The organism is Psychroserpens sp. (assembly GCF_036960315.1).
Lineage (GTDB): Bacteria > Bacteroidota > Bacteroidia > Flavobacteriales > Flavobacteriaceae > Psychroserpens.
This window is the reverse complement of sequence record NZ_JBALVR010000009.1, coordinates 1-26,157: the sequence shown is the minus strand read 5'-3', so window position 1 is coordinate 26,157 and position 26,157 is coordinate 1. Positions and strand designations below refer to the sequence as shown.

Below are 26,157 nucleotides of genomic sequence, written 5' to 3'. Positions count from 1 at the left end.
TACTGTTATATATTAATTTTTTTTTCTGAAGAATTCACCCAATATTCATACATTCTGTACATTACTGCTAAAACTATAGCTCCTAAAAAAAGACCAATAATCCCATGCAATAACATACCTCCAATAGTTCCAATTAAAATTATAATCATTGGTGTATGGAGTCCTTTACCTAGAAGCATAGGTTTTAAAATATTATCCGATATTCCAACCAGAACACAATAGATCGTAAAAATTATTGCTGGTGTTGTATCAGCAATTGAAAACGCAAGTATAATAGCTGGTATCATAGTAAGAATTGCCGGAATTTGAACAATTGAAGTCACTAATATTATAAAAGCAAAAACGCCTGCAGCTGGCAACCCAATGACTTTAAAGCCTATAAATGCCAATCCTGATTGTATAAGTGCTACAAGCAGAATTCCCTTTACAACACTCCTAATAACATCGCGAGACATATTAATTATTTCATCACTATCATTCCCTATAAGTTTATTGAATAATTTTAATGCTGCTTTATTGGTATATTCAGAATGATACATAAAAACTAAAGCAATAATAAATGCAAAGAAAAACGTAACAAATGCTCCTATAAACCCTTTAAATCCACTTAATAAATTTGAACCTTGATCTAAAATAAAATCTTTATGAACTATTGAGTAATGCTTTATGTCTTTAGATGCCTCTGTCCAATTGCTATATAATTTATCTCCTATTAAAGGCCATTCTTTTACGTTTTCGTTTGGTGCAGGAATTTCAAAGGAATTGTTTTTGATATTACTAACCGTTTCCATTGTAGTATTAGCAACAGAACTTGTAATAAAATATGCCGGAACCATTAAAAGTGTAGTAACTACAAGCCCAAAAATTATTGTAACAAGTTTCTTTTTAGATGCACCAATCTTTTTAACTAAATAACTATAAGGAGGGAACAAAGCCACACCAAGTATTATAGCCCATAATACAATCAAAATAAAGGGTTGCATTATAAGAAAACACCAAGCAACTAGTATTAATAATAATGTGACTTTTAGCACATTGGTGATTATGTTATTACTTTGATTCTGCATAATACTTATTATTTTTTCTCAAGACTCTGCATCATTTCCCTCACAAAATTTTCGGCCGTTTTATAGGCTTCTTTGGGGTCTTTAAGACTTGTAGAAACTACAGCTACAAGTTGATTATCACCTGCTTCCTCTAAATTATATACTACTGTTTCTAATACGTAATTCGTTGTGGTATGTGTAGAACTACCCGTTGGAATATAGCCTCCAAAAGAATCATAATAGGACCCATAGGCATAAGGATAAGAGAAATAATCATAAAACCCACCATAATAGCCTGGATAATAATTGCCATAAGTTGCACCAACATAAATACCACTATAAGATGTTGTAGTTGTTTGTTTTTTATCTTTTATTACGGTTAAAACAACAGCTGTATATCCTTCGCTTTCCATAAGACTTTTTATAAAAGCTACACGTTCTTCAGACATTTCGCGTTCTGGATGAATTTTTGGTGCTTTAGTATAACTTTCAGTTGCTTTTATACCTTTATTTCGAAGTTCATCGGCCATAGCACGCTCAAATGCGTATCGTGCGTAATCATTGGCGGTTCGAGCAATTACTAAAACATTTTTTGTTTTAAATTTACTAATGACATCGTCTTCTGCTTTCCAAGCATTTAAGACTTTGGTACTTGAGCAGTTTTGCAATGTAAATGCAGCAAATAAGATTAATAGCGTTAAATGTTTTAGTTTCATGTTTGTTTTATTTCTCATTATTGTTATTTTTTGTCGTTTTTAAAAAGCCTCCTCAATTCCGAAATAAATACCGGTATTACCATCTCTGCCTATACCAATATCCATTCTTAGATTAACATTTTCTTTCTTATTAAATAAATACCGTAAACCTCCTCCAAAACTGTACTTTAAATCTTTTAAATTTAAATCTGTTATTTCTTCGCCAACATCACCAAATCCGGCAAAGGCAACAAACCCTAATTTCTTAGAAATATACTGTCGTAATTCAGACTGAAAAGCAACATAATTTCGATCGCGATATCGACCCTGAAAATAACCTCGCATACGATTTTGCCCACCTAAAGCTGGTAATTCATAAAACGGAGCATTACTTCCAACACTCATTAAATAGAGGTTTGTTGCTAACACTTGATTTTTTAATAATTTTTTATAATATCTGACATCTAATTCAAAGGTAGAAAAAACATAGTCACTTGGCTCTGGATATACTATAAATTTAATGTACTGATAATGACCTTCGGTAGGATAAAATAAATTGTCTCGTCTATCCCAAACCAAATTAATACCGAGTCCAAAAATATCGCCACCTTCAAATCCATTAACTGATTCGTTTAGTAAAAATGAATTTTCTCTTGGGTCATCAATTACTGTGTTCTTATAATCTAAAATAAAACCAGTCCGATCGGCAAAAAAAAGAACTGGCGGAACTTGAACTTCTAATTGTAAACTAAAATCTTGCCTAAAATAGCCCTCATTTCCAATGTCCTCAGTTGTATTACCCACACCCCAAAACTTATCTAAGGTGTAACCATATGAGACAGGCATATTAACAACAAGATTATTTTCATTAAAATAAACACTAGAGTTCATAGTAAATTTATACTGCTTATTAGTCGTATAATGCGCACCAAATCCGACTTTAGATGGTCGTAATTTTTCATTTTTTTTAGTATAGAACAAAAAGATACCACCTCCGCCAATTGCTGCTTGCGTCTCGGGAGTATAAAACACATATGGATACCCATTAAATGTAATTTTCTTTATACTTGAGCTGTCTTTAGAACGTACAATTAAAGAATCGATTACGCCTATATTTTGTTGCGCAAAGCATAACTGTGAAATGCAACATAAGACAAGGATTCTATACATATTAAGCGATTCAATCATATTTAATGTTAACTAGTTATTTATCAACTATTAACAATTGAACTCATTATTTAGGAAACAATAAGATGATGTTGGCTCTAATTCCCCAATCGGGATTAAACGGGTTATTGCCATAAAACACTTTCGGACCACCTCCTATTTGTATCATTTGCTTTCCAATTTTTGTGACTTTGGCGTAGTATGCTCCAACAAACCCTCCAAATATTTCATTATCCCAACTTTGTGTGTTTTCAGAAGCAAGGCTAAAAGACGATCCTGTTTTGGTGGCATAAGTCATAAATGGTTGAAAAAAAGTTGCATTTATGTCGTTGTTTCCACTTCCTCCAACAGACCAAACGTGGTTTACTAACGCTCCATAAGTCCACGGTCCATTTAGTTTTAAGACCACTGCATTGGGACCAATGCCCCACTTATCAGCTCCCAAAAAATTATTGGTTGCAGTTGGTAAAAGAAATATGGGTCCAAGACCCCAAACCATTCCGTTTTTGACTTCTTTAGGTGAAAAGAAAATGCTCTGTGCGATATCACCAAGTCCAAATTCGCTGTTCCCTTTTCCAGTAACATCGCTTTGCGATATTATAGGTATGATGGTTCGGCTAATCATATTCCACTTTTCATTTAGTGATATAGGAATGACGGGTTGAATATTTAAATTGTATCTAAAACCATCAAATGGTCCAACTCCAAAATCAAAATTATTTTGAATAGGAACACTAATTAAAGATGCCACCGGATTTGCAAGTTTTTTTGCTAAATCTTCAGCAGAAGTTTCTTCGGTTTCTTGAGAATAACTTAAATTCCCAATTAAGGTAAAAAACAGTAATAATGTACATAATTTGTAATTTTTCATTTTCATTTTTTTCTTTTATATGTAAAATGCTGACCTCCAATTGAAGCTTCAAACATTAACCCACCTTTAGCACGCGTAAAAACAGCAACCCCATTTTTATATGCCACATCTATTGATGCGCCTTCTGTAATAACCACGGCCGATGCTTGGGCATCGAATTTTAAATTGCCATTGGTAAAATGCTCAAAAGCTTTTTTGTTCTCAAAAAAGATAACTTCACTGTATTGTTGGCCACCTAATTGAAGTCCTATGGACGCTTGTTTTAACTTGGATGAACCTACTAAGTTATCGTTTTGATAAACCACACCATTTCCTGCCGCTGCTCCTATACCAATGCCTGCTTTTGTAATCTTAGGAAACACAGCATACCCATAGGCCTTAGTTTTGAATGTTTCTAATTTTGGGGTTTCTTCTATCATTAAAGTTAAAGCCGTATTGGCCTCTTCTTCGAGTTTTGGATTCCAGCCACCTATTTGGGCAATTACGGAAACACAAAATAGCATCGTTACTACTGTGATTATTGATTTCATAATTTAATTATTTATGGTTATTTATTGTTATTCTATAGATGATATTTTATTTATTTAAAATTTATAAGCCAATCGAAGTCCATGATATTCGCCTGTAACTGGATAAAGGCTCAATTTTTCATTCTTAAATAATTTATTTTTATGAAAGAATGGCACTAATATTCCTATTGCAGTTCCAACAGTACCGCCAATGATGACATCTGTAGGAAAATGTTGCCCAGCTTTTACACGAAAATATCCTGTAAAAAATGTGGCCAATCCAGCTCCGCCATAAAAAACATATTTATAGGGAGATTCTGGGTGGTAATCATGATAAACCCTTGCTAGGAAAAATGTTGATGTAGCCACAAGAGCTGTATGCCCAGAATAAAAGGAGTTTTTTGCACCTCCTTTAGTTCTACTAGACAATTCTAGGTCTTGGTTATAGGTAAATGGTCTAAGTCTATTATTGAGTTGTTGCGATGTACTATACGCCACACCAGTAATTGACATGGTTTCCAAATACAATAATGTCAATCTTAAATAGTCTTGTCTCATAGCATCATCGAATGCAAATACAATCAAAGGAAGTGGAATAGCTGCATTAAAGAAAAAATCACTAGTGGTTTTTGCTTTCTCATTATAATTCCCAGCTGCTCCGCGATCAAATTTATTCACATCATTGACATCGAGCGCTAAAATGGATGTTTCAGAAGAACGATCTTTCGAATAAATCTGCGTAAAATTGAAAATTGAAATAGCTGCAGCCGCACTTGTTAAGGGAATATCAAATTTTTTATTATAATTATAGACCTGTTGTTTTTCATTCTTTACATGAAGTGAATCCTTCTGAGCAAACAAATTCAAAGCACAGAATACGAAAGCGATATTAATTGTAAATTTTATTCTATTCTTTTTCATAAAGCTTTCTATTTAAAAATATGGTTAATTCTTCACACATCTAAAACCTAAGTGAGACATTCCTGTATCGATAGATGACCCTTCTCTAGCACTTGGCCGATAATTATAACAATAGGACACGTGGCATAAAAAAGAACCTCCTTTTGTAACTCGTTCAGTCGCATAAGGATTCCTAGGATTATACGCTTTTTTAGATCCCGTTGGATTTTTGCAAATGGTCCCTGCAATCTCTTTGTAATAATTTTCATCAAACAAATCGGAACACCATTCCCAAACATTCCCTGACATATCATATAATTGATATCCGTTTGGTTTAAATTGCATCACTGGAGCAGTACCAACATGGCTGTCTAAGGCCGTATTATTATATGGGAAATCACCATGGTAAATGTTGGCAAGGTCACCTCTATTTTTTGCATCATCGTCACCCCAAGTATATTTTTTTTTGACTAACCCTCCCTTTGCGGCAAACTCCCATTCGGCCTCTGTTGGCAATCGTTTGCCAGCCCATTTACAATAAGCAAGAGCATCTTCGTAAGCCATATGTACTACAGGGTGATCCATTTTATCTGAAATTGAACTATCGGGCCCTTGAGGCTGTCTCCAATTGGCACCAATGGTCCAATACCACCAGTTAGAAATATCATTTAAATTTACTGGTCCATTAGAAGCTTTAAATACTAAAGATCCAGGTTGTAATATACTATCATGTGGTTTAGGCGTATTTGGAGGAAGCTCCTTTTTTAAGTCTTCCCAATCAATAACACGTTCAGCAACGGTTATATAATTTGTAGCATCAACAAATGCCTTATATTGTGCATTGGTCACTTCGTGTTTATCCATCCAAAACCCATCAAGTTCTACTTGATGCGCAGGATATTCTCTACCATAATAGCCTTTAATATGTGCTCCCATCTGAAAAGACCCACCATCAATCCAAACCATATCAGTTACGGGTTTTATGGCTGATGTAATTTCAGTTTTTGGAGCATGAGAATCGTGAGCAACTTTATCTTTTACTGCATCATTGTTTTTGCAACTTAGTACACTTAATAAAACAACTACTATGCCTATTAACTTTCTCATTTTATATATTTCAAAGACGAATTATTAAATTATAAAAGGACCAAAATTAGTAAGATTTAAAATCGAATTTAATCATGGTCCTCAAAATGTTAATTTAACAGACTTTTATTAATTTTGAGGCCTTTTCCCGAGAGACTTCACTACTTTATCAACCCCCAAAGACCCACCTGCTACTGGTGGAAAATCTTTAAATGTTGCTAAAAAATTGCCAACGTATTGTTGTGCTGGAACAAACATCCACATATTATCACCATACCATCTGGTGTATAGGGCAGATTTATAAGATACTTCAAAAGGATCGGCTCTTAAATTAATTACCAATGGCCATGATGGCGTTTTGCGGAACCCTTCATTAATAGAGCCTTCCATAATAGTAAAGTGAATTTTCCAGTCTTGATAGCGTAAGGCATTCAGATTACCTCCTGCATCAAAATAAAATATTTCGTTTCGCGGTGATTCTGTTCCATTTTTCCAAGAATCCATCATATTATACCCATCCAAATGCACTTTGAAATTTTTGCCTGCTGAAGAGTATCCTGTTAATAATCTTTCTTTGACGTCAGGAACACCAGCCGCTGCAAGTAATGTTGGCAACATATCTTCATGTGAATGAATACCATTATTAATGGTCCCAGGTTTAATTACCCCTGGCCATCTAATAACTGCAGGCGCTCTAAAACCACCTTCCCAGGTAGATCCTTTCTCACCGGCAAATGGTGTATTACCACCATCAGGCCATGTAAATTTTTCGGCACCGTTGTCTGTTGAATACATGATAATGGTATTATCAATAATTCCTAATTCATCCAATTTAGCTAAAACAGTTCCTATTGATTTATCATGCTCTACCATACCATCAGCATATAGGCTTATTCCTGTAACACCAATACTCTCTTCTTTAAGATGCGTCCAAACGTGCATACGTGTAGCACTCAACCAAACAAAGAAGGGTTTCTTAGAAGCATGTGCTTTTTCAATAAAGGAAATTGCAGCAGAGGTAAATTCATCATCGGCAGTTTCCATACGCTTACGTGTCATTGGTCCTGTATCTTCAATTCTACCATCAGCATAAGAATGAATTACTCCTCGTGGACCAAATTTTTCGTGAAATTCAGGATCTTTAGGGTAATAATAAGTTTCTGGTTCCTCTTCAGCATTTAAGTGATATAAATTGCCAAAAAACTCATCAAAGCCATGATTAGTTGGCAACATGTGATCGAGGTCACCAAGGTGGTTTTTCCCAAATTGACCAGATGTATATCCTTGTCCTTTTAATAATTCGGCAATAGTTGCTTGATTTGCTTTTATGCCTTGATCTGCACCAGGCATTCCTATAGTTAGTAATCCAGTTCTAAAAGGATGCTGCCCCGTAATGAAAGCCGCACGACCCGCAGTACATGATTGCTGCGAATACCAATCTGTAAAAACAGCACCTTCTTTACCAATACGGTCAATATTAGGTGTTTGGTAACCCATCATCCCTTGGTTGTTGATACTGATATTAGAATAGCCAATGTCATCTCCCCAAATTACAAGGATATTTGGTTTGTCTTGTGCTTGAGAAAAACAAAAGACAGTAATAAATAATAAAGTCAAATAGCGAATTTTCATAAAAAGGTTGGATTAATTAATAGCTTATAACATCTAAGATATAAAAATTATATTTAATAATTATCAATCCGTTAAAGGTCATACTGTTAAAGGTATTAAATAAGTGAAAAATCAATTTAGAAAAAATTGTTAATGCGCTCAATCAACCAAAATGCAGCTAAGCTACCAATAGCATAAGGAGGTACTCTTACGAACCATTTTGTCCACTTAATTTTTATTTTACTTAGTAACCAAATAAACCCAAGAGCTGCTATAACAAAAGCAATCTGCCCTAGTTCAACGCCAACATTAAAGAAAAGTAATGCCCAAGGTATATCTGTTTGAGGTAAGCCTAAATCTACTAATGCACCAGCAAATCCGAAGCCATGTAATAACCCAAACGCAAAAGCAACAACCCATGGATAACGTACTGTTAATCCTTTTCGTCCGTTTAAATAATGTATTAATTCCACAGCTAGAAAAACAATACTCAAAGCAATAACAGCTTCAACAGGAGCTCCAGGAAGACCTACAAATCCAAGTGTAGCTAATGATAGCGTTATACTATGGGCAATTGTAAAAGCAGTAATTGTTTTAACAAGCTTTCTAAATCCTTTGGTTAATAACAGTAATGCTAAAACAAATAATAGATGATCTATGCCTAAAAGAATATGTTCAACACCAAAAACCAAATAGGTTTTGATGACACTAAATCTATTAGGTTTTAATGGGATTTTATAATGAGGATTTGATGGCTTAAGCATAGCCGAATATTGTATGCCATCTCTTTTTTTTATTGAAACTAAAATGTCAATCAACGTTTTTTCTTGCCCCTCAAAATATAGCTCATTCCCTTCTATATTCTTATCTACTCTAATGGTATAGGTTCTTCTTAGATTACCAGGAAGTAAATTTGCCTGTTCATCGGTTATGATCCAGTTTTCAGGTAATACAGGATAAATTTTAGGTATGGCATTTCCCATTGCTGGAATTTTCCATACGACTTGATAGGTTGAGTCGGTCAATTGTGTGACACTAAAATATGCAGGCCTAACTTCATGAGCAGATACCGCAAAGGTTGTCAATACAAAAATAAAAAGGAGACTAATATTTTTCATCTAAACTCTTTTTCAATGTAGCATCAGAAACATCAACAAGGATGCTATAATTTTTAAGGAATGTGTTGATTAATTCAGTTTTAAAGGTATTACTTGCATCAAAATTATAATCAATAGTTACTTTTTCTAACACTTCTTTAAAAGTATAATAACCAGCTGCTTTCTTCTCTTGGACATTGACAATATGAACACCAAACCCAGAAGTGATAGGACCAGACCATTTACCAGTTTCTAAAGCATCTAAACTATTAGCAAAAGCAGATCCATAATCTCTAGCTATTAGAAAAGCACTAGCATCAGTATATTGGTTGGGTAAGGATATATTATCCCCTAAGCTTTCAGGTGACTCAGCAACTAAAGCGTTGGTTGCATCTGCAACAGCATCAGTTCTTTTATCGTTACTAAAATAAACGTGTTGCAAGGTGTAAATAGGATCTTTCTGAAAGTTCTCCTTATGTTTTTCATAATAGTCCTTCAAAACTTCTTCTGTAGGCTGAAGTGATTCTGCTAAACCATCAGAAATAAACTCCATTTTTTGAGCCAATCTTCTTTTAACGATTTCATCGTTATGGTCAAGATTCATAGCGAGTGCTTCTCTATATAAAATCTCTTGCTCTATATATTTTTCAACCATCCCATTAATTTCGGCTAAAGTGGGTTGCCTGCTTCGCTTCAACTCCCATTTAGCAGCTAACTCATTAATTAAGTTATCATCAATAGCAATTTCCGTTTCATCTTTCTCTGTATTTACCATTCCGTAAACCAGAAAAAGAAGTGCGCCTATCAATAAAAAGTGGACTAATGGCTCTTTGAGTAATTTTTTCATTCCTATTTATTTTCTGCCGATTAAATTGATGATATACCCAACTGTACAAAAGGCAAATGCCACAAGGCTGATGGGTGGTAATCCTCCATGCCAGTCAGAAGGTTCCATCCAACCTTTATATCCCATAAAAAAGATATGTGCTATGGCAAATAGCATCGCGACCAGCAAAAATTTGCGAGAAGTTATAAACTTGATAAACGTTTTATCTTCTTTGAGATCTGTTTTAAATGACAAATTGATAACCCATAATACCACGAAGGATATGATTCCTCCCAACATGCTTAACCCTGCAAAGAGAGTCAGGTGTCCGTTATCCTCATAAAATTTCCCAAAGATTTGAGGGTTAAAGAGCATAAAGCTAATGAGCGCATGAATAAGCACTAACAGAAAACCAGTCATCCCGAGAGCCTGACGAGCATTTAGCCACTTTTCTGAAACTTTGACCCCTAAATTCTTTAATGGACCTAAAGCGAAATTGAAAGTGAGCAGTATGAACGCAGACAGTGCTATGCCTTTGTTCAGAATAAAAAACGGGAATTCACTCCACGATACAGGACCTAGGATATGGTATCGTAAGATGGCGTAGCCAAGAGAAAGCAAGCAGGTAACCATAATGATTCCACCGGCTGCATTTTTATGGATTGATTCTGAATTTGTCATTGCTCCTTTTATTTAGGCGTATACCAAATTGGAGAACTGTAAGCTCTTTCTGTTGTTGTCAATTTTATTTCGGGTCCTAATTCAGCACCAAACCTTACTTTATCATAAAGTGTCCATCGAGGTGTAGGAATTTCAATGACTCTAACATAATAAAATGCTTCTTGTGTAGCATCAAAATTAGGATCCGTCCAAATTTTGCTTAACTCAACAGCTCCAATATCATTAGACCATGTTGCATCTTCTAAGTTTACGTTATTTCCAACTGAAGGTACTTTCCCGTTTTTATCCATTTTTCTATCTCCACTCCAAGCTACATCATATACTTTTTCTCCTAAGCTTCCATCAGCATTTACCCAACCTTTTACAATTTGAACTCTGTCTAAACTTCCTGACTCTGGATCCATAATTGCATGAACCATAAATGAAGGAGCATCTGCTGTTGCACTTTTCAAATCTCCACCCATAGGTACTCCTTTATCGTAACCAGCTTGAGCGTTATTTTCATTAAGATCAGCTTCATTAAAATCCCATCCACCAAAAAATCGCAATTTAATTCTTGAACCTGTTGTGCCATAAGTTTCTTTTCTGGCCATGGCATCATAAAGATCTTCACGCGTATTTGATTTTGCCCATACAGCAGCATAACCAGAAGCAAGCGTTTCATAGTTATGAATAGTACCTAATTTAGATTTTATAAAAGGATGGTGAGCCCTATCTTTTGATGGTTCTACCCCTGAGGTTTTACCAAAAAAGTTATTGTCATCAGCAGTAGCTAAAGACGTATGAGAATCTGTACTACCGATCATTCCAAACTTATAAGGATTAACTCCCATTTCTTTTTGATACTTAATCCCATTTTTAAGTGCCGATCGAGCATACTCATATTGAAGCATGTCCTTTGTTTTTACCTGAGAATAATCTAAATTCGTTCTATCCCAATTTTCAAAATCAGCAAACTCATCATTTGGTGATAGGTAAGGGTGTGCTTCACCATCTCCTTTAATTTGAGTTACTTCGTAAAGAGGTTCTCTTTTAAACCTTTCCTTAGCATAAGATTCATCAACGGGCTCTCCATTAATTCTGGTTTCGGCAAACATTAATCCATTACTCAAGTTACCGTTATGTGGTATAGCCAATACTTGTCCTCCAGTATTTTCTTCATACATGGCCATGTTTTCCCATAAATATTCCGGATCAGGACTATCCTCTTTGGTATATGGTAAATGTCCCTTTGTTTTATCTCCATTGTCTCTATAAATTACAACTCGATGTAAATTATTCCCTTTAATAAAAGAGGTCCATTCATAACCTATGAAAGCAGTAAACTTACCTGGATTATTGTATTTTTCTGCGGCTTCTACTACTTTTTCCCATACTGGTCTCATCATTTCCTTATCGTTGGTCTTAAATGATAATGTTCCGGCTCCGAAATTGGTTATTATGTCCATTGTAGCTTCAGCTGCATTTCCCTCATCAATCATTTTTTTCCATCGTTTCCCCTCTGGTGTAGTCATGATAAATCCACTACCGGTTAATAATCCTGGAAATAATCCCATCCCATCTGAATGGTCTGCAATAACTAAGAAATCAAGTGGTCTCGATAATTTCGCTTTTATTCCAGTGGAAGCAGTTACTTCTTGACCTAAGGCAAAACGATACGCTTCATCCATTCCTATTCTATTACCAAAAGCTCCTGCATCTAAAGAAAGATCAGTATGCAAATGTGTATCTCCCCAATACACATTGTTTAGTGGGTTAGACTTTACTTTGTTTTCAGAAACCTTTTCTTGAGTATTCTCAGTGGCTTCTTCTTTCTCCTTTTTCGTTTCGCCACAATTTACAAATGTAAATAGTACGACTACGAGCGACAAAGTGTTAATTAGTGATTTCATATTTTTCATTTATTTCTATTATTTAGGCGTATACCAAATTGGGGAACTGTAAGCTCTTTCGGTAGTAGTCAAGGGCACTTCCTTATCCACTTCAACTCCAAATCTTATTTTATCAAAAAGTGTCCATCTTGGTGTTGGAATTTCAATGACTCTAACATAATAAAATGCTGCTTGGGAGGCATCAAAATTTGGATCAGTCCACACTTGATTTAACTCCGCTGAGCCAATTTCATTCGACCAAGTCGCATCTTTGAGGTTTACATTATTTCCAACAGATGGTACTTTACCATTCTTATCCATTTTTCTATCTCCACTCCATACTACATCGTACACTTTTTCGTCTAAACTTCCATCAGTATTTAACCAGCCTTTTACAATTTGAACTCTGTCTAAACTTCCTGACTCTGGATCCATCATGGTATAAACCATAAATGAGGGAGCATCTGCGGTTGCACTTTTCAAATCTCCACCCATAGGTACACCTTTATCGTAACCAGCTTGTGCATGATTATCCTTTAAGTCAGCATCGTTAAAGTCCCATCCACCAAAAAACCGCAATTTAATTCTTGATCCTGTAGTCGCATAAACTTCCTTTTTTTCCATAGCTTCAAAGATCGCTTCTCGTGTGTTTGACTTCGCCCAAACAGCCGCTAGACCACCAGATACCATTTCCCATCCCATATATTTTTTATCCCCAAATTGTAACATAGGATGATCCATACGATGATCGGAAGGCTCCATATGAGGAAGCTTTCCGAAAAAGTTGTTTTCTGCAACTGCGGCAATACCAGTATGAGCATCTGTAGCACCAATCATCCCAAACTTAAACGGATTAACTCCTAAATCTGATTCTACCTTTAATCCATTTAACAATCCATTACGAGCATATTCATACTGAAGCATATCATCCGTTTTGTCTACGGATAAATCAAGATTCCCTTTATCCCAAGTATCATAGTCAGCAAATTCGTCATTTGGCGAAAGCTTAGGATGTGCTTCACTGTCTCCCTTTATTTGAACCGCCTCATAAAGTGGTTCATACGTATTACGCATAGTAACATATTCCTTAGTAATAGGTTTATCCGTTACAGGGTTTATCAAAGGAAACATCGTTCCATTACTTAAATTTCCATTATGTGGAATTGCCAATACATTTCCTTGAGTTTTCGTTTCATATGCTTCAAGCGCTTTCCAAAGATCCTCTGGGTTATCACTTTCTAAAGACGAAAATGGTAGCATTTGATTAGCACGCTCTTTTCCATCTTTATAGATTACAACCCTGTGCAAGTTATTTCCACCAGTGTTAGAAGACCACTCATAGCCGATAAAAGCAGTAAAATTACCTGGATCATTATATTTTTCTGCCGCATCTATATTTTTTTTCCAAATTGAACTCATTATCTCTAAATTGGTCAATTCATCAGGTAAGGGAGTGCCTGCCGGAGTTTGACTCGCCATAATTTCTCGATATACATCCATGGCTTTTACTTTATCACCAGTATTTAACCATTTGTTCCATTTCTTGAGAGTTTCATTACCCATAATCAATGGATTACCTTCTTTTATCTCACCCATTACACCCATCGCTTCAGCATGGTCCGCTACAACTAAAAAATCCAGTGGTCGAGATAGTTTAGCTGGTACACCAGTAGACGAGGTTATCTCTTCCCCAATTGCAAAACGGTAAGCCTCTTCCGGCCCTACAATAGTTCCGAAGGCAATAGCATCAAACGATTGAGAAGTATGCAAATGCGTATCTCCCCAATACACATCATTTAATGGGTTTGAAGCTACTTCTTTTTCGACTATTGTGTCTTTAGAATCTTCAGTTGCTTCTTCTTTTTCCTTTTTTGTTTCGTTACAACCGACAATTGTAAATAGTACGACTGCAAGTGATAATGTGTTAATTAGTGTTTTCATATATTTCTATTATTTAGGTGTATACCAAATTGGAGAGGTATATGCGCGGTCTTGCACTACCAACTGCTTACCATTATCTTCACGTAACTAAAGCCGGCTGCCTTTGAAGCCGCCGGCCTTTGTTTAACATTTGAAGAATTATTGCTTGCCCGGGTTTTCCTTAAGTTTTTTCATCACATTATCGAGGTTGAAACTACCAGGCTCTTGACGAGGTGGAAACTCACGGAAACTTTGTAGCCATCGTCCAACATATGCTCCTGCTGGAGCAATCGCGAACATATGCTCCAGGTACCAGCGTTGGTAACCCATGGCATTCTCATGTCTGGCCCGCTCAAAAGGATCCATGCGCAAGTTGGTGAGTACAGGAGCACGGACAGGAGTGAATGGGTTTATCCAAACTTCTAATCCCTCTGCCTCTTGCTCAAGGAATGTCACCTTCCAGTCATTGTATCGCAGAGCTGCAACACTACCATCGTCCGTCCAGTAAAGGAATTCATGACGAGGCCATTCAGCCTTACCAGTAAGTGCAGGAAGCAGATTGTACCCATCCAGATGTACTTTGTAGGTTCTGTCATCCACTTTTTGACCTTTCAATAAGTCTTCCTTAACAGTTGTGTTTCCGGCTGCGGCCAACAGTGTTGGGAGCATATCTTCGTGCGCCCCGATGTCATTGATTATGGTTCCGGGTTCAATAACGCCAGGCCAGCTTATGAGCGTTGGGACTCTATAGCCGCCTTCCCATTGCGTATTTTTCTCACCACGAAGCATTGTTGTTCCTCCGTCAGGCCAAGTAAAGGACTCAGCGCCATTGTCGCTAGAATACATGATGATCGTATTCTCGTCTAGGCCCAACTCCTTGAGTTTATCCAGAATCTCTCCTACATGTCCGTCATGCTCAACCATGCCATCGGCATAGATACCTTGGCCGGTTTTGCCTACTGACTCCTCTTTCAAGTGGGTGAAGATGTGCATGCGAGTGGAGTTCCACCAGAGGAAGAAGGGCTTGTCCGCTTCCGCAGCGCGTTCCATGAAATCCACTGCTTTGGCGTTAACTTCCATATCAATGGTTTCCATACGCTTTTTGGTCAATGGACCTGTATCCGTTATACGGCCGTCAGCATAGCTATGTATCACTCCGCGTGGACCAAAGTTTTTCTTGAACTCCTCACTCTTTGGGTAATCTGGATGCTCCGGCTCTTCTTCGGCATTCAGATGGTATAGATTACCAAAAAATTCATCGAACCCGTGATTCGTAGGAAGCATCTCATCTAGATCACCAAGGTGATTTTTTCCGAATTGGCCGGTCATGTAACCTTCGGCCTTAAGCATGGTGGCAAGCGTAGGGTCTTCTTTTTGCATTCCTTCGGGTGCACCGGGTAGGCCGACCTTTGTAAGGCCGGTGCGTATAGGTGACTGGCCTGTAATGAAGGCCGCGCGACCAGCGGTACAACTTTGTTGGCCATACCAGTCCGTGAACAGCGCCCCTTCCTTTGCAATTCGATCGATGTTGGGTGTTTGGTAACCCATCATCCCCATATTGTATGCACTGAGGTTAAAGCCACCAATGTCGTCTCCCCATATAATTAGGATATTAGGCTGATCACTTTTTTGCGCATGTACTGCAGTTGCCATTATAATGGTGAACAGTAGCAATAGATAGTTTGATCTTTTCATGTCTTGAGTTTTTTAATTCGATTAAATTTCAATATTTATTTTAATGCCTTCTACTTCGATTTAGGCGTATACCAAATTGGACTTGACCAAGCTCTTTCTTGTATGCTACTTGGGATATCTGTACGAACTGGAATTCCTAATTTTACAGCATCGTAAGTTGACCATCTAGGTGTTGGAATTTCGATTACTCTTACATAATAAAAAGCATGTTGTTTAGCATCAAATTCAGCATCTGACCAAGTCGCTAAAAATTCAACATCTCCAATGTTATTGCTATACTTTGCAGTTTTTAAGTCAACAGTATTCCCAACAGGTATTGAGCCATCTTTTCTGTTATCTGACAAAGCAACATTATAAATCTTCTCATGTGTTTCGCCATTCGTATCTACCCAACCTTTGATGATTTGTACTCTATCCAAATTTGCTCCATTAGCTTCTTTTATAGCATGAACAATAAACATGGGCGCCTTTCCATTTGAGTTTTTCAAATCTCTTCCCATAGGTACTCCATCAGCATAGGCAGTAGTTAACCAGTTTTTATCAGAAGTAATATTTTGATTATAATTAAAACTGGCAAAAAAGCGCACCTTCATTCTAGTACCAGAAGTACCAAAAGTTTCTTTATTGAGTAGTGCATTATAGATTGCATCTCTGGTATTTTCTTTAGCCCAAACACCACCTAAACCACCAGACCCAAACTCTCTAAGTTGAAGATTGTTTGCTTCAGGAAATCCAGGCAAACCATTTAATCGGTGTTCTGGATTGTTTTCCATGCCAAATTTTCCGGTGTAATTATCTTCTTCAACTGAAGCCGCTGAATTATGTGAGTCAGAGTCTCCTATTACACCGTACTTGAAAGGATTTCCAACTCCTTCTGATTTAAATTTCAATCCATCGCGATATGCCTGACGTAAAAAACTTCCTTTTCTATTAGTTGGCCTTTCTGTCAATGCAGATAAGGTGTAATCCCATTGTTCAAAATCAGCAAATTCATCATTAGGAGATAAATCTGGGTGGGTTTCTGAAGCCCCTTTTATTTGGCTAATTTCATATATAGGTTCATTTAACATTCGGGTATCACTATAACTTTTGGTAATCGGGTTACCATAAGAGTCCGTGAGCGAAAACATCATTCCATCACTCGCATTTCCATTGTGTGGCACAGCTAAAAGTGTTGCACCATTTTTTCTTGCTTCGTTCATATACTTCCAAAGATCTTCGGGCTTATCTGAATCTAAAGTAGTGAAAGGTAGGGCTGGGATTCCTTTGTTATCTTTAAAAAGAACAACTCTGTGCAAATTTCTATTGTTAGGTGCTGAAGTCCATTCATATGCAGGGAAAGTCGTAAATTTTCCTGGCGTATTATAATCATCAGCAGTGTTAATAATGTCTTGCCACATTGTTTTAGCCAATTCGGGTTTAGACAATTCCGGATCAGAAATCCCTTTGTTCATACCATCAAGTACTCTCGCAAAAGCAGCAAAGGCAATAGCCTGATCGTCAGAAGTTATCTCTTTTGCAATATCTAATTTACTAAGTGGGCTATTCGGGTTTTCCATATTTTTAAATACACCCATATACTCTGCGTGGTCTGACACTGCATACCAATCTAAAGGAACTTTAATTTGCATATCGCCACCAACACCACCACCAGGAATAGCTTCACCCAATGCCCACCTATAAGCATCATCTGGATTTGTTACACTTCCGTTGGTGTATCCATCAAATGACCAAGAAGTATGTATATGTAAATTTCCGAAATAAGCATTTTTAGTTTCGCTATATCCCTCTGTGCGTGTAGCATCTTCAATAGTAATCTTTTCTTTTGTTGATTTTTCAACAGCTTTATCCTTTGACTCACCGCAAGAATTTAAAAAAATTGCTGCTGTAATAATTGCTGTTACTTTAAGTGTATGTTTCATTTTTATTTAGGTGCTAATATTATTGGTAAATTGTTATTCTTTTATTGAACAATTTCAACATTTGGCATTTTATATTTTTTGAATCCTTCAACGTCTGCCTTATAAGCTCGCATCAAGAAATTCCACCCATCTACAATATCAAGTCTGTTTGCAACATCTCCACATTGTTCTTTGCTTCCAAAATAAACAGTAAATGTTCCATCCTCATTAAATTTTACATTGTATTTGTTTATAATATTCTTGTCATTACTTACTAAATATTTATCTGAATCATACATCGTAATTGACCAAAAACCATCTTGAGGGGGTACTTGGTAAGTCGCTTTATAACATTTGTCAGCACTTAAACCAGGGGCGTAGATAGCGTACATGGCGTGTTCGTTTTCTGATAAACCCCATGCTCCAGCAGTACAAAGTTGTCGAAACCATTCATCTGTAACTTCCGAAGCGTTTTTTGTCATACCACCGAAGGAGTTTGGTAGTTTTTCATAATAAGGGACTAATGCTTTGCGCAATTTTACCATTTCTTCCTTATTAATTTTCGGAATATGATTCTTTGCAGATTTGGCAATAATTTTCATTTTTGGTTGAACATTATTTACTACATAATCAATATCTTTTGGGTCAGTTCCATTTACTTCTACTCTAATGCCTATTCCAATTTGTGGTGTGTTAAAAGTTCCTTTTGGAAATGTATACTCCCCTGCACCGTAAAAATGTTTTGGTGTAAAATGGTCCGCATCAATAATTTGAACTGACATCACTCTATCTCCTTTAACTGCGGGCACAATTAATGTAAAATCATCGCTCGCATCAACAATGGCTAAGGAGTATAAAACATCATTATTTGGTGAAACAACCCAATGATCTTCACTTTTTGATAATGTTTTAAATGAGAAAAATTTATTAACACCGGCTCTGTCAATAAAGTCCTCCATAAAAGAATAGGACTCTGCTTGCGCATACGTTTTAGGTGTAAATCCATAATCGGAAAATTTAACAGGCCATTCTTCGGGATTGTTTACATCAAAAGATGAGGTCCCATTTGCTATTTCATCAATTTGGTTATCGGTTAAAGTAGACTCTTTAACTTTTTTAGTTGTATTGCCACAACTTACAATCATTAACAATAATGTTGCAATTGATAGTGTATTTATTAATCTTTTCATCTATTATTATTATTATTATTATTTAGGTGTATACCAAATTGGAGAGGTATACGCTCTTTCTTGAATGCTTACAGGAGCTCCTTTAGGTATTTCCACTCCAAAATATTTAGCATCAAATGTTGTCCATCGTGGTGTAGGAATTTCTAAAACTCTTACATAATAAAAAGCACGTTGAGCAGGATCGAATGCTGGATCTTGCCAATACGCTTCCAGACTAACAGCCCCTATACTATTATCAAAAGTGGCTTCTTTTCCATTTACTGTGTTTCCAACGGGTGTTTTACATCTACCATCAGCAGCAACTACTCTACCATCAGACATGGCTACATCATATATTTTCTCTTGTGTATTTCCTTCTTTATCCAACCATCCTTTAATTACTTGTACACGATCTAAGTTAGCCCAGTCAGGATCTTTTAATGCTTTAATTAATAAAACAGGTGCTGTAGTTTCTGCTTTACCAGTTAAATCTGCTCCCATAGGAACTCCATTTTTATAACCGTATTTTGCAAAATCTGGTCGTTTTAAGTCTACCTTTTTAAAATCATATCCAGCAAATACTCTAACTTTCATTCTTGTACCTGTAGTTGCATAAACCTCTTTTCTTTTCATGGCATCCCATAAACCTTCTCTTGTGTTTTCTGTTGCCCAAACTGCAGCCAAACCAGATGCACTCGTTTGCCATGCTCGCACTTTAATATCTGAACCATCCGTACTCGGAATCCTACCCGTAATGAGCTCATGAAAACGATCTTCCTCATTAGATGGATAAAGTGGTTCCACTTTACCAAAGGCATTATTCTCTGTAGTAGTTGCTAAAGATGTGTGAGAATCTGTTGATCCAACCATCCCAAATTTAAAAGGGTTAACTCCTAATTGTTCCTCGTACTTTAACCCTCTTTTGTATGCTGCTCTTGCATACTCTTTAGGAAGCATTGCTGGAGTTTTAGGATCTGGTCCAAAACTACCTTTGTCCCATGTTTCAAAATCGGCAAATTCATCATTAGGCGAAAGGTCAGGATTTGCTTCGCCATCCCCCTTCATTTGAGTTACCTCATATATAGGTTCCCAACGCATACGTCTTTCTGCATAATCTTTATCAATTGCCTTTTTATCAGTTAATGTTACATCATCAAACATTAACCCATTAGAAATATTTCCGTTATGAGCTAGTGCTAATAAGTGTCCATTCGTTTTCTTCTCATAGGCCGCCATCCAATCCCAAAGGTCTTCTGGATCTTCACCGTCATAAGCAGAAAAAGGAACAATTTGATCTGCTTTGTCTTTACCATCTCTAAAAATGATGTTACGGTGCAAATTATTCCCACCTGGCATAGATGTCCATTCATAACCAATAAAAGCTGTAAATTTTCCAGGTGAATTGTATTTTTCTGCTGCAGCAGTTATATCAGCCCACATTGCACTTGCAAATTGAGACCCTTTCAAAGGGTCCTTTCTAGCTCTCATAACATCCATCCATGCATCGTAAGCAGCAATTCCTTCTCCTGACTTTACCAGATCATAAACCTTCCTTCCCCATTCGTTTTTTAATAACTCTGGATTTGATGCTTCTATAGCTGGAGATAAACCAAGATTTTCAGCATGATCTGAAATGACTAAGAAATCTAGAGGTCTCTGAAGTTTTGCCTTTAAACCATGGCTTTGGGTCACCTCTTGCCCCATCGCAAATCGATACGCTTCATCTGGTCCAAGGGTGTTACCAACCATACCTGCATCGGTAGAATAAGAAGTGTGTAAGTGCGTATCTCCGAAATAAACATCTTGAGGATAATTATCACCCACATAAGGAGAATAGTTATCTTGTTTTTCACCGACAAGAGTTGTTGCTGTTGCTTCTTCTGAAGTTGCTCCTTTTTCGTCAGTAGTTTTTTCTCCTGAACCACCACAAGCACTAAGTACTAATGCTGGGAGGATTAAGAGATATCTATATTTCATTTTTATCATTTTAGTGCTCATAATGTTGCTAGTTATTTTATAACCAATCTACTTTTAAAGGCAGTGCTAACTGAAAGGTAGCTTCAGTTCCTGCTGGAAATTGAATGCTTTGACCTGGTCTCAATAAGCCTAATGCTCCACCAACAGCAGCACCTTTTCCGGCACCACTACTTCCACCAAATGCGGCACCTACTCCTGCACCAATAGCTGCCTTTTTTACTGTTCCACCAGCCATATCTTCGGTGGTTACTATTTTAGTCTCGGTTTTAACTTGTTGTAAGTAATTGTCGATGATAAATCCACCTACGGTTACCCCAAATGTGCTCGATCTACGTTTTTTGTTTTCAGATACCAGTACTTCCATTTGTACCATGGTTCCTTTCGGGATAAGAACTTCACCCTTTGATGTCACATCTTTATCCAACTCTACAAAAAAGTGATCTCCCGCTCTAAAATTCTTGGCAGTTATAACCTTTGTGGATTTTAGAAATAAAATGGTGCCTACTGGTAATGTTGGAGGTTCTTGAATGGTCTTTGGAGTTGTTTCAGTTTTTACTGCTTGACTAGTAAATGGATTTGTAAAACCCATTATCCCTATGCTTAATATTATTATTAAAGTTTTCATTTTTTTGTATTTATGATTACTATTTTTTCATTTTAATAATTATTATTTTTTATCAAAGCTTTTTGAAATTGCTTTAACATACTGTTTTGAAGCTGTAGCAGCATTTTCTGGCTCTTCAATTTTAGAGGTTATTACTGCAACCAATTGATCTTCACCTGTTTTATCTAGATCATAAATTACCGTTTCTAAAATATAATTGTTTGCGGTATAGGTTGTAGAGGTTGGCTCTACATAGTTTCCATAGGTAGAATAGGACATTGGATGAAAATAATATCCACCAAATCCACCATAATACCTTGGGTAATAGCCGTAATAGTTGCCGCCAGCATAATAACCACCATCTGTAACTGTCTTAGAGAGCTCTTGGGTGTCTTTTATGACTGTTAAAACAACACCATTAAAACCTTGCGCTTTTAGCATTGTTTTTATTTCTTCTGCTTTCTCCTCAGATATTTTTTCATCTGGATTTAATTTTGGGAATTTTGTAAAACTTGCGGTTGCTTTCATTCCTCTAGCTTCTAGCTGATCTACTATTTCATTCTCAAAAGCTATACGTGCAGATTTATTATCTGTTCTAGCAATAACAAGAAGGTTATTGTCTTTTACAGCACTTGCATCATCTGCTTTCCAAGAATTTAAGACTTTAACACTTGAGCAACTGGTTAATACCAGAATGACTAATAAACTTGCTACTAAATTGATTGATTTTTTCATTTTTAAATTAATATTTGAGTACGGGTTAATAGTTTTTTATTACGGGAATGTTTTTTGTTATGAGGTTTAATTAGTTTAAAAATGAAAATTTAGGCCTGTGGCAAAACCAGAACTAACGAGATCTAATCTAAAGGTGTCTTTTTCATAATCAATGCTGTAAACTTGATAGCCTATTGATAGCGACAGCAGCTCTGAAAATTGATAATCAACAAGAAAATTTGCTTTCCAGCTTAAATTAGAGCCAATACCAAAACCGCCCACATCAAATCGAGCACCATTAGTCCATTTATCTGAAACCGTTCTAAAACGAATACCAATAAAAGGGTCTGTTACATTAATAGTCCTATCTAATAATTGTTGCTGTCCAACATTTACTAGATTGTCAATTTCAAAATAACGAAGTCCTGCTAAGCCATCGATAAATAACCACTTATCGAGTGTAGTAATTAGATTATAACCACCTCCAATTTCGGCAACAGTTTGCTTTAATTCAATATTGGTCGCTGTATTGGTTAATTCTATATTTCCGGTTTTTTCTACTTTTATATACATGAGGTCTCCAAAGACAATCCATTTTCCTTTTTTGGCTTCTGCATGCAAAAACATACCAAATTTTAAGTTTTCTAGTACATCCTTAAACTTGGCATCTACATTAGCGCTTTGGTTTAAAAACGAAATAGTACCACTAGAACCTGCTAACCAAACATATGGTGCTACGTCAAACTCCCATTTGGATGTCGTTGATGTATCGCTAGAAATGTCTTGAGCCGTTAATTGAAATGATACTGTAAATAGTAAAACGTAACAAATAATATTTTTCATTTTTTTGTTTTTGATTTTGATTGAACTCTTAAAACTAATAAAAATATCTTGTAAAAATTGTTTTTAGAAAGAATTTCAGATTTATTAATTCTCAAAAAATCAATTGTTTACATTATTTAGACCTGATTTAAGCGAAATTATAAATGAACAGCTTTACATAGGAACTAGCTGTACATAGGTTCAATATATTCATAGCTTTTTTGAGAGAAAAGTTTTATGAAATTGTCTTTGTATTATAAGTAAACAACATTTATTTCAATAAAACGGTGTTACTCGCTTTAATTTGCTGCTTTTTTGGTCTCGAAAAGAAAAATAGACATACCAACGCTTACTAATGTCGCCTTTGGCTGTGTGAATTTTTGGATTGGAAAACTTTGCTTTCAATGAAAAATCGTATGCACTTTCGTATTCATTTTTGCATTCTAGGGTAATTAATTCGTGAATACTTTGCATAAAAAAAACGGCTTAGCGTGAACTAAACCGTTGATTTTGAAAGAATTTAATCTAGTAGCGGGAACTGGACTCGAACCAGTGACCTTCGGGTTATGAGCCCGACCTTGACCGCTTTTTCAACACAAACACTGGGTGTTTGAGCTGCTATTTATATGAAACCGTGTTCAAAACCATGTTCATGATTTTGTTTACTGGATTAAACAATATATTAGCCCAAAGGTAGATTTTTTAGCATATAATCCTGCCATTTTACGAGAATATATTTACCGATATTATGCTCTTCTCTTTTTAGAAATCCGTATTCATATACAAATAAATAAACATCACCTTTTTGATTTTTCCAATAGTGCGTGAAATAATTGGGATCAAATCCTTTTTCTTCTAAAATTTCAGCTCTTAATGTTACCTTACCTCCTTTATTATATTCCTTTAATATTTTACGATTAAGCTTTAGTTGGTTATCAACTTTATTATAAAATCGCTCTGGTTGTTCCTTTGCTTGTTGGTATTGATAGGCACTTTTACATTGCGGGTCGCAAAATTTCTTGTCAGTTCTACCTACTAATTGATTCTTACAATGCAAACATTCTTTGTGAAACCTCATAAATTTTAAATTAAGTGTATTCTATACGAATCCTATTCGAATAAGATACGCTTAAATCATTTATATCAATTAATTTGGTAAAAAAATCATGGAACTACAGAAAAGTATAACATTAAAGCATTTACTTATTAATCAAAAAAAATGCATCGGACTTCAATTTAGCACAAATAAGGTTATACAGGCACTTATTGACTCACTGCCAGATATATCTTGGAGTCAAAAATTTGGAATGTTCTATGTTTCAAACAATAAAAGCAACTTAGAATTAATATTTAAAACTTTTCATGGTGTTGCTTGGGTGAATGGCAACTACTTCTTTTCCGAAAAAATCATAAATATTGATAATCCTAAACTCAATCTGGAACGCTATAGAAACAGAAAACCTAAAGATGGTTTTAAGCCTTGCCCTGAAGAGTACTTACTAAAGCTTGAACTTAAAAGATATTCGGATAATACGGTTCGTAACTACGTGTCTTGCTTTGAGACTTTCATTAATTATTATTATAACGAAGATCCAATCACTCTAAATGAAATAGACGTTAGAAACTATTTACAAAAGCTTATACAGGAAGAAAAATCGAACTCTTATGTGAATATGGCAGTTAATAGTATAAAATTCTTTTATGAAATTGTCCACGGAATGCCCAATAGATTTTATTCAATTGAAAGACCAAGAAAAGAAAAAAAACTGCCTGAGGTTTTATCTAAAGAAGAAATTATAAAAATCATCAATAGCACCAATAACATTAAACACAAGTGTATTATGGGGCTACTTTATTCGTCTGGACTTCGAAGAGGGGAGTTATTGAGCCTCAATGTTACTGATATAGATAGTAAAAGGATGGTTGTGAAAGTCAAGAATGCAAAAGGAAATAAAGACCGTATTACAATATTAAGTCCCAGTATTTTAAAAGACCTGCAACTATATTATAAAGAATATCGACCTAAAAAATATCTTTTTGAAGGTCAAAAAGGAGATAGATATAGTGTTACTAGTGTTTTAAACATTATTTCAGTGGCAGGAAAAAAAGCAGGCATCCTTAAAAAAGTTACACCTCACATGTTTAGACATAGCTTTGCCACCCATCTATTAGAAAATGGAACTGATATTAGACATATTCAACTTTTGTTAGGACATAGTTCTACTAAAACAACAGAAATATATACTCATGTAGCCAATAGATCGTTCATGGAAATTAAAGATTTACTATCTTAGCGCTATAATGCGGATATAGACAATTGTCTATACCCAATTGTTGCCAAACATTTGAATGAAAATAGTCGGAACAAATACAAATTTCGTTTTACTCGCCATAAAGGACGACAAAGAAAATAATGGATTAAGTCTGACTTTGAGTAATGTCAGTTATTTGCCGAGAGAATTAAAGCCAAATGAATATAAAAAATTCAAACTGACAGTTTATGGAATAGAAAATCTGGAATTGGCAAAAGAATCGATTTCCAAATTTCTAAATGACTACTTCGATATAGAACAGACCGAAAACAAAACTCTAGAATTCTGGAGTGACCAACACAAAATTGGAGAATTTGGTTTTGAAAAATTTACGGAAGAAGTTGCGGAATTGGACAAAGCAGATTGGATAGAAAACTATAAACAAGCATTGAAAATATATTATCGAGATTATGACCAACAAACAAAATTATCTCGACTGGAAAATGAATTCTTAAATAAGTTAGAAAATCTGATAAAAGACGAGATAAAAAAATCGGACAAAAAGTTGGAATTTTTTAAAGAAAACAATTCGAAATCCGAATCCGTAACTGACAAACTGAATCTCTTAAAAAGATTGGAAAATATTAAAATGGACTATCTGACAAAATGTAAAAACGTGGAATAAAAAAACGTTTGGCAACAACGTGTATAATTAATGCTAACCTCCTACTTCAATTAAAATT

General features: G+C 35.7%; 23 protein-coding genes. 2 read left to right on the top strand and 21 right to left on the bottom strand.

All coding sequences use genetic code 11. The features are described from left to right. Nucleotides 1-5: 5 nt before the first annotated feature. The 21 genes from V7719_RS14375 to V7719_RS14275 all read right to left on the bottom strand — a co-directional run bounded on the left by V7719_RS14375 (nt 6) and on the right by V7719_RS14275 (nt 24,240). Entirely contained in the window at nt 6-1,067 is a 1,062-nt protein-coding gene (locus V7719_RS14375; protein WP_335730627.1) for an AI-2E family transporter, read from the bottom strand. Between the two features lie 8 nt (nt 1,068-1,075). Next, complete coding sequence (locus V7719_RS14370) at nt 1,076-1,780, bottom strand: hypothetical protein (protein WP_335730626.1); 705 nt, start codon at nt 1,778-1,780, stop codon at nt 1,076-1,078. A 21-nt stretch (nt 1,781-1,801) separates the two neighbouring features. After that, nucleotides 1,802-2,911 carry a BamA/TamA family outer membrane protein gene (locus V7719_RS14365; RefSeq protein ID WP_335730625.1) on the bottom strand — a complete coding sequence of 370 codons (1,110 nt, stop codon included), beginning with the start codon at nt 2,909-2,911 and terminating at the stop codon, nt 1,802-1,804. 64 nt (nt 2,912-2,975) lie between these two features. Beyond that, entirely contained in the window at nt 2,976-3,779 is an 804-nt protein-coding gene (locus V7719_RS14360; RefSeq protein WP_335730624.1) for a hypothetical protein, read from the bottom strand. A 2-nt stretch (nt 3,780-3,781) separates the two neighbouring features. Then, nucleotides 3,782-4,309, bottom strand: a complete 528-nt coding sequence (locus V7719_RS14355; protein WP_335730623.1) for a lipid-binding SYLF domain-containing protein — start codon at nt 4,307-4,309, stop codon at nt 3,782-3,784. 54 nt (nt 4,310-4,363) lie between these two features. After that, nucleotides 4,364-5,209, bottom strand: a complete 846-nt coding sequence (locus V7719_RS14350; protein WP_335730622.1) for a phosphatase PAP2 family protein — start codon at nt 5,207-5,209, stop codon at nt 4,364-4,366. A 24-nt stretch (nt 5,210-5,233) separates the two neighbouring features. Further along, the gene (locus tag V7719_RS14345; RefSeq protein WP_335730621.1) at nt 5,234-6,295 is read right to left on the bottom strand and encodes a formylglycine-generating enzyme family protein; all 1,062 of its coding nucleotides are present in this window, start codon (nt 6,293-6,295) and stop codon (nt 5,234-5,236) included. A 108-nt stretch (nt 6,296-6,403) separates the two neighbouring features. Beyond that, nucleotides 6,404-7,906 (bottom strand): arylsulfatase, encoded by a 1,503-nt coding sequence (locus V7719_RS14340; RefSeq protein ID WP_335730620.1) that lies wholly within the window; start codon nt 7,904-7,906, stop codon nt 6,404-6,406. A gap of 116 nt (nt 7,907-8,022) precedes the next feature. Next, a complete protein-coding gene (locus V7719_RS14335; RefSeq protein WP_335730619.1) occupies nt 8,023-9,003 on the bottom strand; it encodes a HupE/UreJ family protein in 981 nt (326 codons plus the stop codon). Further along, entirely contained in the window at nt 8,990-9,829 is an 840-nt protein-coding gene (locus V7719_RS14330) for a peptidyl-prolyl cis-trans isomerase (RefSeq protein ID WP_335730618.1), read from the bottom strand. Before V7719_RS14330 ends, V7719_RS14335 begins: the two co-directional genes overlap by 14 nt. A 6-nt stretch (nt 9,830-9,835) precedes the next feature. Beyond that, nucleotides 9,836-10,489: a hypothetical protein gene (locus V7719_RS14325; RefSeq protein ID WP_335730617.1), complete on the bottom strand. Its 654-nt coding sequence runs from the start codon at nt 10,487-10,489 to the stop codon at nt 9,836-9,838. Nucleotides 10,490-10,497: 8 nt separating this feature from the next. Beyond that, on the bottom strand, nt 10,498-12,381 hold the full coding sequence (locus V7719_RS14320) for a DUF3604 domain-containing protein (RefSeq protein ID WP_335730616.1): 1,884 nt from the start codon (nt 12,379-12,381) through the stop codon (nt 10,498-10,500). Between the two features lie 18 nt (nt 12,382-12,399). Further along, nucleotides 12,400-14,301: a DUF3604 domain-containing protein gene (locus tag V7719_RS14315; protein WP_335730615.1), complete on the bottom strand. Its 1,902-nt coding sequence runs from the start codon at nt 14,299-14,301 to the stop codon at nt 12,400-12,402. A 138-nt stretch (nt 14,302-14,439) separates the two neighbouring features. Further along, entirely contained in the window at nt 14,440-15,975 is a 1,536-nt protein-coding gene (locus V7719_RS14310; protein ID WP_335730614.1) for an arylsulfatase, read from the bottom strand. A gap of 50 nt (nt 15,976-16,025) precedes the next feature. Next, nucleotides 16,026-17,897 carry a DUF3604 domain-containing protein gene (locus V7719_RS14305; protein WP_335730613.1) on the bottom strand — a complete coding sequence of 624 codons (1,872 nt, stop codon included), beginning with the start codon at nt 17,895-17,897 and terminating at the stop codon, nt 16,026-16,028. A 41-nt stretch (nt 17,898-17,938) separates the two neighbouring features. Next, the gene (locus V7719_RS14300) at nt 17,939-19,066 is read right to left on the bottom strand and encodes a DUF1214 domain-containing protein (protein WP_335730612.1); all 1,128 of its coding nucleotides are present in this window, start codon (nt 19,064-19,066) and stop codon (nt 17,939-17,941) included. A gap of 18 nt (nt 19,067-19,084) precedes the next feature. Next, nucleotides 19,085-21,022, bottom strand: a complete 1,938-nt coding sequence (locus V7719_RS14295; RefSeq protein ID WP_335730611.1) for a DUF3604 domain-containing protein — start codon at nt 21,020-21,022, stop codon at nt 19,085-19,087. A gap of 37 nt (nt 21,023-21,059) precedes the next feature. Beyond that, nucleotides 21,060-21,647, bottom strand: coding sequence for a hypothetical protein (locus V7719_RS14290; protein ID WP_335730610.1), 588 nt, complete (start codon nt 21,645-21,647; stop codon nt 21,060-21,062). A 42-nt stretch (nt 21,648-21,689) separates the two neighbouring features. Beyond that, a complete protein-coding gene (locus V7719_RS14285) occupies nt 21,690-22,361 on the bottom strand; it encodes a hypothetical protein (RefSeq protein ID WP_335730609.1) in 672 nt (223 codons plus the stop codon). Between the two features lie 75 nt (nt 22,362-22,436). Then, nucleotides 22,437-23,183, bottom strand: coding sequence for a hypothetical protein (locus tag V7719_RS14280; protein ID WP_335730608.1), 747 nt, complete (start codon nt 23,181-23,183; stop codon nt 22,437-22,439). Between the two features lie 661 nt (nt 23,184-23,844). Beyond that, the gene (locus tag V7719_RS14275) at nt 23,845-24,240 is read right to left on the bottom strand and encodes a hypothetical protein (RefSeq protein WP_335730607.1); all 396 of its coding nucleotides are present in this window, start codon (nt 24,238-24,240) and stop codon (nt 23,845-23,847) included. 88 nt (nt 24,241-24,328) lie between these two features. Here V7719_RS14275 and xerA point away from each other — a divergent pair, with 88 nt between their 5' ends. Then, nucleotides 24,329-25,456: a site-specific tyrosine recombinase/integron integrase gene (xerA, locus tag V7719_RS14270; RefSeq protein ID WP_335730606.1), complete on the top strand. Its 1,128-nt coding sequence runs from the start codon at nt 24,329-24,331 to the stop codon at nt 25,454-25,456. A 55-nt stretch (nt 25,457-25,511) separates the two neighbouring features. Then, complete coding sequence (locus tag V7719_RS14265) at nt 25,512-26,099, top strand: hypothetical protein (protein ID WP_335730605.1); 588 nt, start codon at nt 25,512-25,514, stop codon at nt 26,097-26,099. Nucleotides 26,100-26,157: the final 58 nt, after the last annotated feature.

What these genes read in the sequence shown, in the direction of transcription:
- V7719_RS14280 (WP_335730608.1), bottom strand. Translation starts at nt 23,183, where the DNA reads ATGAAAAATATTATTTGTTACGTTTTACTATTTACAGTATCATTTCAA.
- V7719_RS14335 (WP_335730619.1), bottom strand. Translation starts at nt 9,003, where the DNA reads ATGAAAAATATTAGTCTCCTTTTTATTTTTGTATTGACAACCTTTGCG.
- V7719_RS14300 (WP_335730612.1), bottom strand. Translation starts at nt 19,066, where the DNA reads ATGAAAAGATTAATAAATACACTATCAATTGCAACATTATTGTTAATG.
- V7719_RS14295 (WP_335730611.1), bottom strand. Translation starts at nt 21,022, where the DNA reads ATGAAATATAGATATCTCTTAATCCTCCCAGCATTAGTACTTAGTGCT.
- V7719_RS14355 (WP_335730623.1), bottom strand. Translation starts at nt 4,309, where the DNA reads ATGAAATCAATAATCACAGTAGTAACGATGCTATTTTGTGTTTCCGTA.
- V7719_RS14310 (WP_335730614.1), bottom strand. Translation starts at nt 15,975, where the DNA reads ATGAAAAGATCAAACTATCTATTGCTACTGTTCACCATTATAATGGCA.
- V7719_RS14320 (WP_335730616.1), bottom strand. Translation starts at nt 12,381, where the DNA reads ATGAAATCACTAATTAACACTTTGTCGCTCGTAGTCGTACTATTTACA.
- V7719_RS14370 (WP_335730626.1), bottom strand. Translation starts at nt 1,780, where the DNA reads ATGAGAAATAAAACAAACATGAAACTAAAACATTTAACGCTATTAATC.
- V7719_RS14290 (WP_335730610.1), bottom strand. Translation starts at nt 21,647, where the DNA reads ATGAAAACTTTAATAATAATATTAAGCATAGGGATAATGGGTTTTACA.
- V7719_RS14375 (WP_335730627.1), bottom strand. Translation starts at nt 1,067, where the DNA reads ATGCAGAATCAAAGTAATAACATAATCACCAATGTGCTAAAAGTCACA.
- V7719_RS14325 (WP_335730617.1), bottom strand. Translation starts at nt 10,489, where the DNA reads ATGACAAATTCAGAATCAATCCATAAAAATGCAGCCGGTGGAATCATT.
- V7719_RS14265 (WP_335730605.1), top strand. Translation starts at nt 25,512, where the DNA reads ATGAAAATAGTCGGAACAAATACAAATTTCGTTTTACTCGCCATAAAG.
- V7719_RS14350 (WP_335730622.1), bottom strand. Translation starts at nt 5,209, where the DNA reads ATGAAAAAGAATAGAATAAAATTTACAATTAATATCGCTTTCGTATTC.
- V7719_RS14345 (WP_335730621.1), bottom strand. Translation starts at nt 6,295, where the DNA reads ATGAGAAAGTTAATAGGCATAGTAGTTGTTTTATTAAGTGTACTAAGT.
- V7719_RS14365 (WP_335730625.1), bottom strand. Translation starts at nt 2,911, where the DNA reads ATGTATAGAATCCTTGTCTTATGTTGCATTTCACAGTTATGCTTTGCG.
- V7719_RS14340 (WP_335730620.1), bottom strand. Translation starts at nt 7,906, where the DNA reads ATGAAAATTCGCTATTTGACTTTATTATTTATTACTGTCTTTTGTTTT.
- V7719_RS14275 (WP_335730607.1), bottom strand. Translation starts at nt 24,240, where the DNA reads ATGAGGTTTCACAAAGAATGTTTGCATTGTAAGAATCAATTAGTAGGT.
- xerA (WP_335730606.1), top strand. Translation starts at nt 24,329, where the DNA reads ATGGAACTACAGAAAAGTATAACATTAAAGCATTTACTTATTAATCAA.
- V7719_RS14360 (WP_335730624.1), bottom strand. Translation starts at nt 3,779, where the DNA reads ATGAAAAATTACAAATTATGTACATTATTACTGTTTTTTACCTTAATT.
- V7719_RS14285 (WP_335730609.1), bottom strand. Translation starts at nt 22,361, where the DNA reads ATGAAAAAATCAATCAATTTAGTAGCAAGTTTATTAGTCATTCTGGTA.
- V7719_RS14315 (WP_335730615.1), bottom strand. Translation starts at nt 14,301, where the DNA reads ATGAAAACACTAATTAACACATTATCACTTGCAGTCGTACTATTTACA.
- V7719_RS14330 (WP_335730618.1), bottom strand. Translation starts at nt 9,829, where the DNA reads ATGAAAAAATTACTCAAAGAGCCATTAGTCCACTTTTTATTGATAGGC.
- V7719_RS14305 (WP_335730613.1), bottom strand. Translation starts at nt 17,897, where the DNA reads ATGAAACATACACTTAAAGTAACAGCAATTATTACAGCAGCAATTTTT.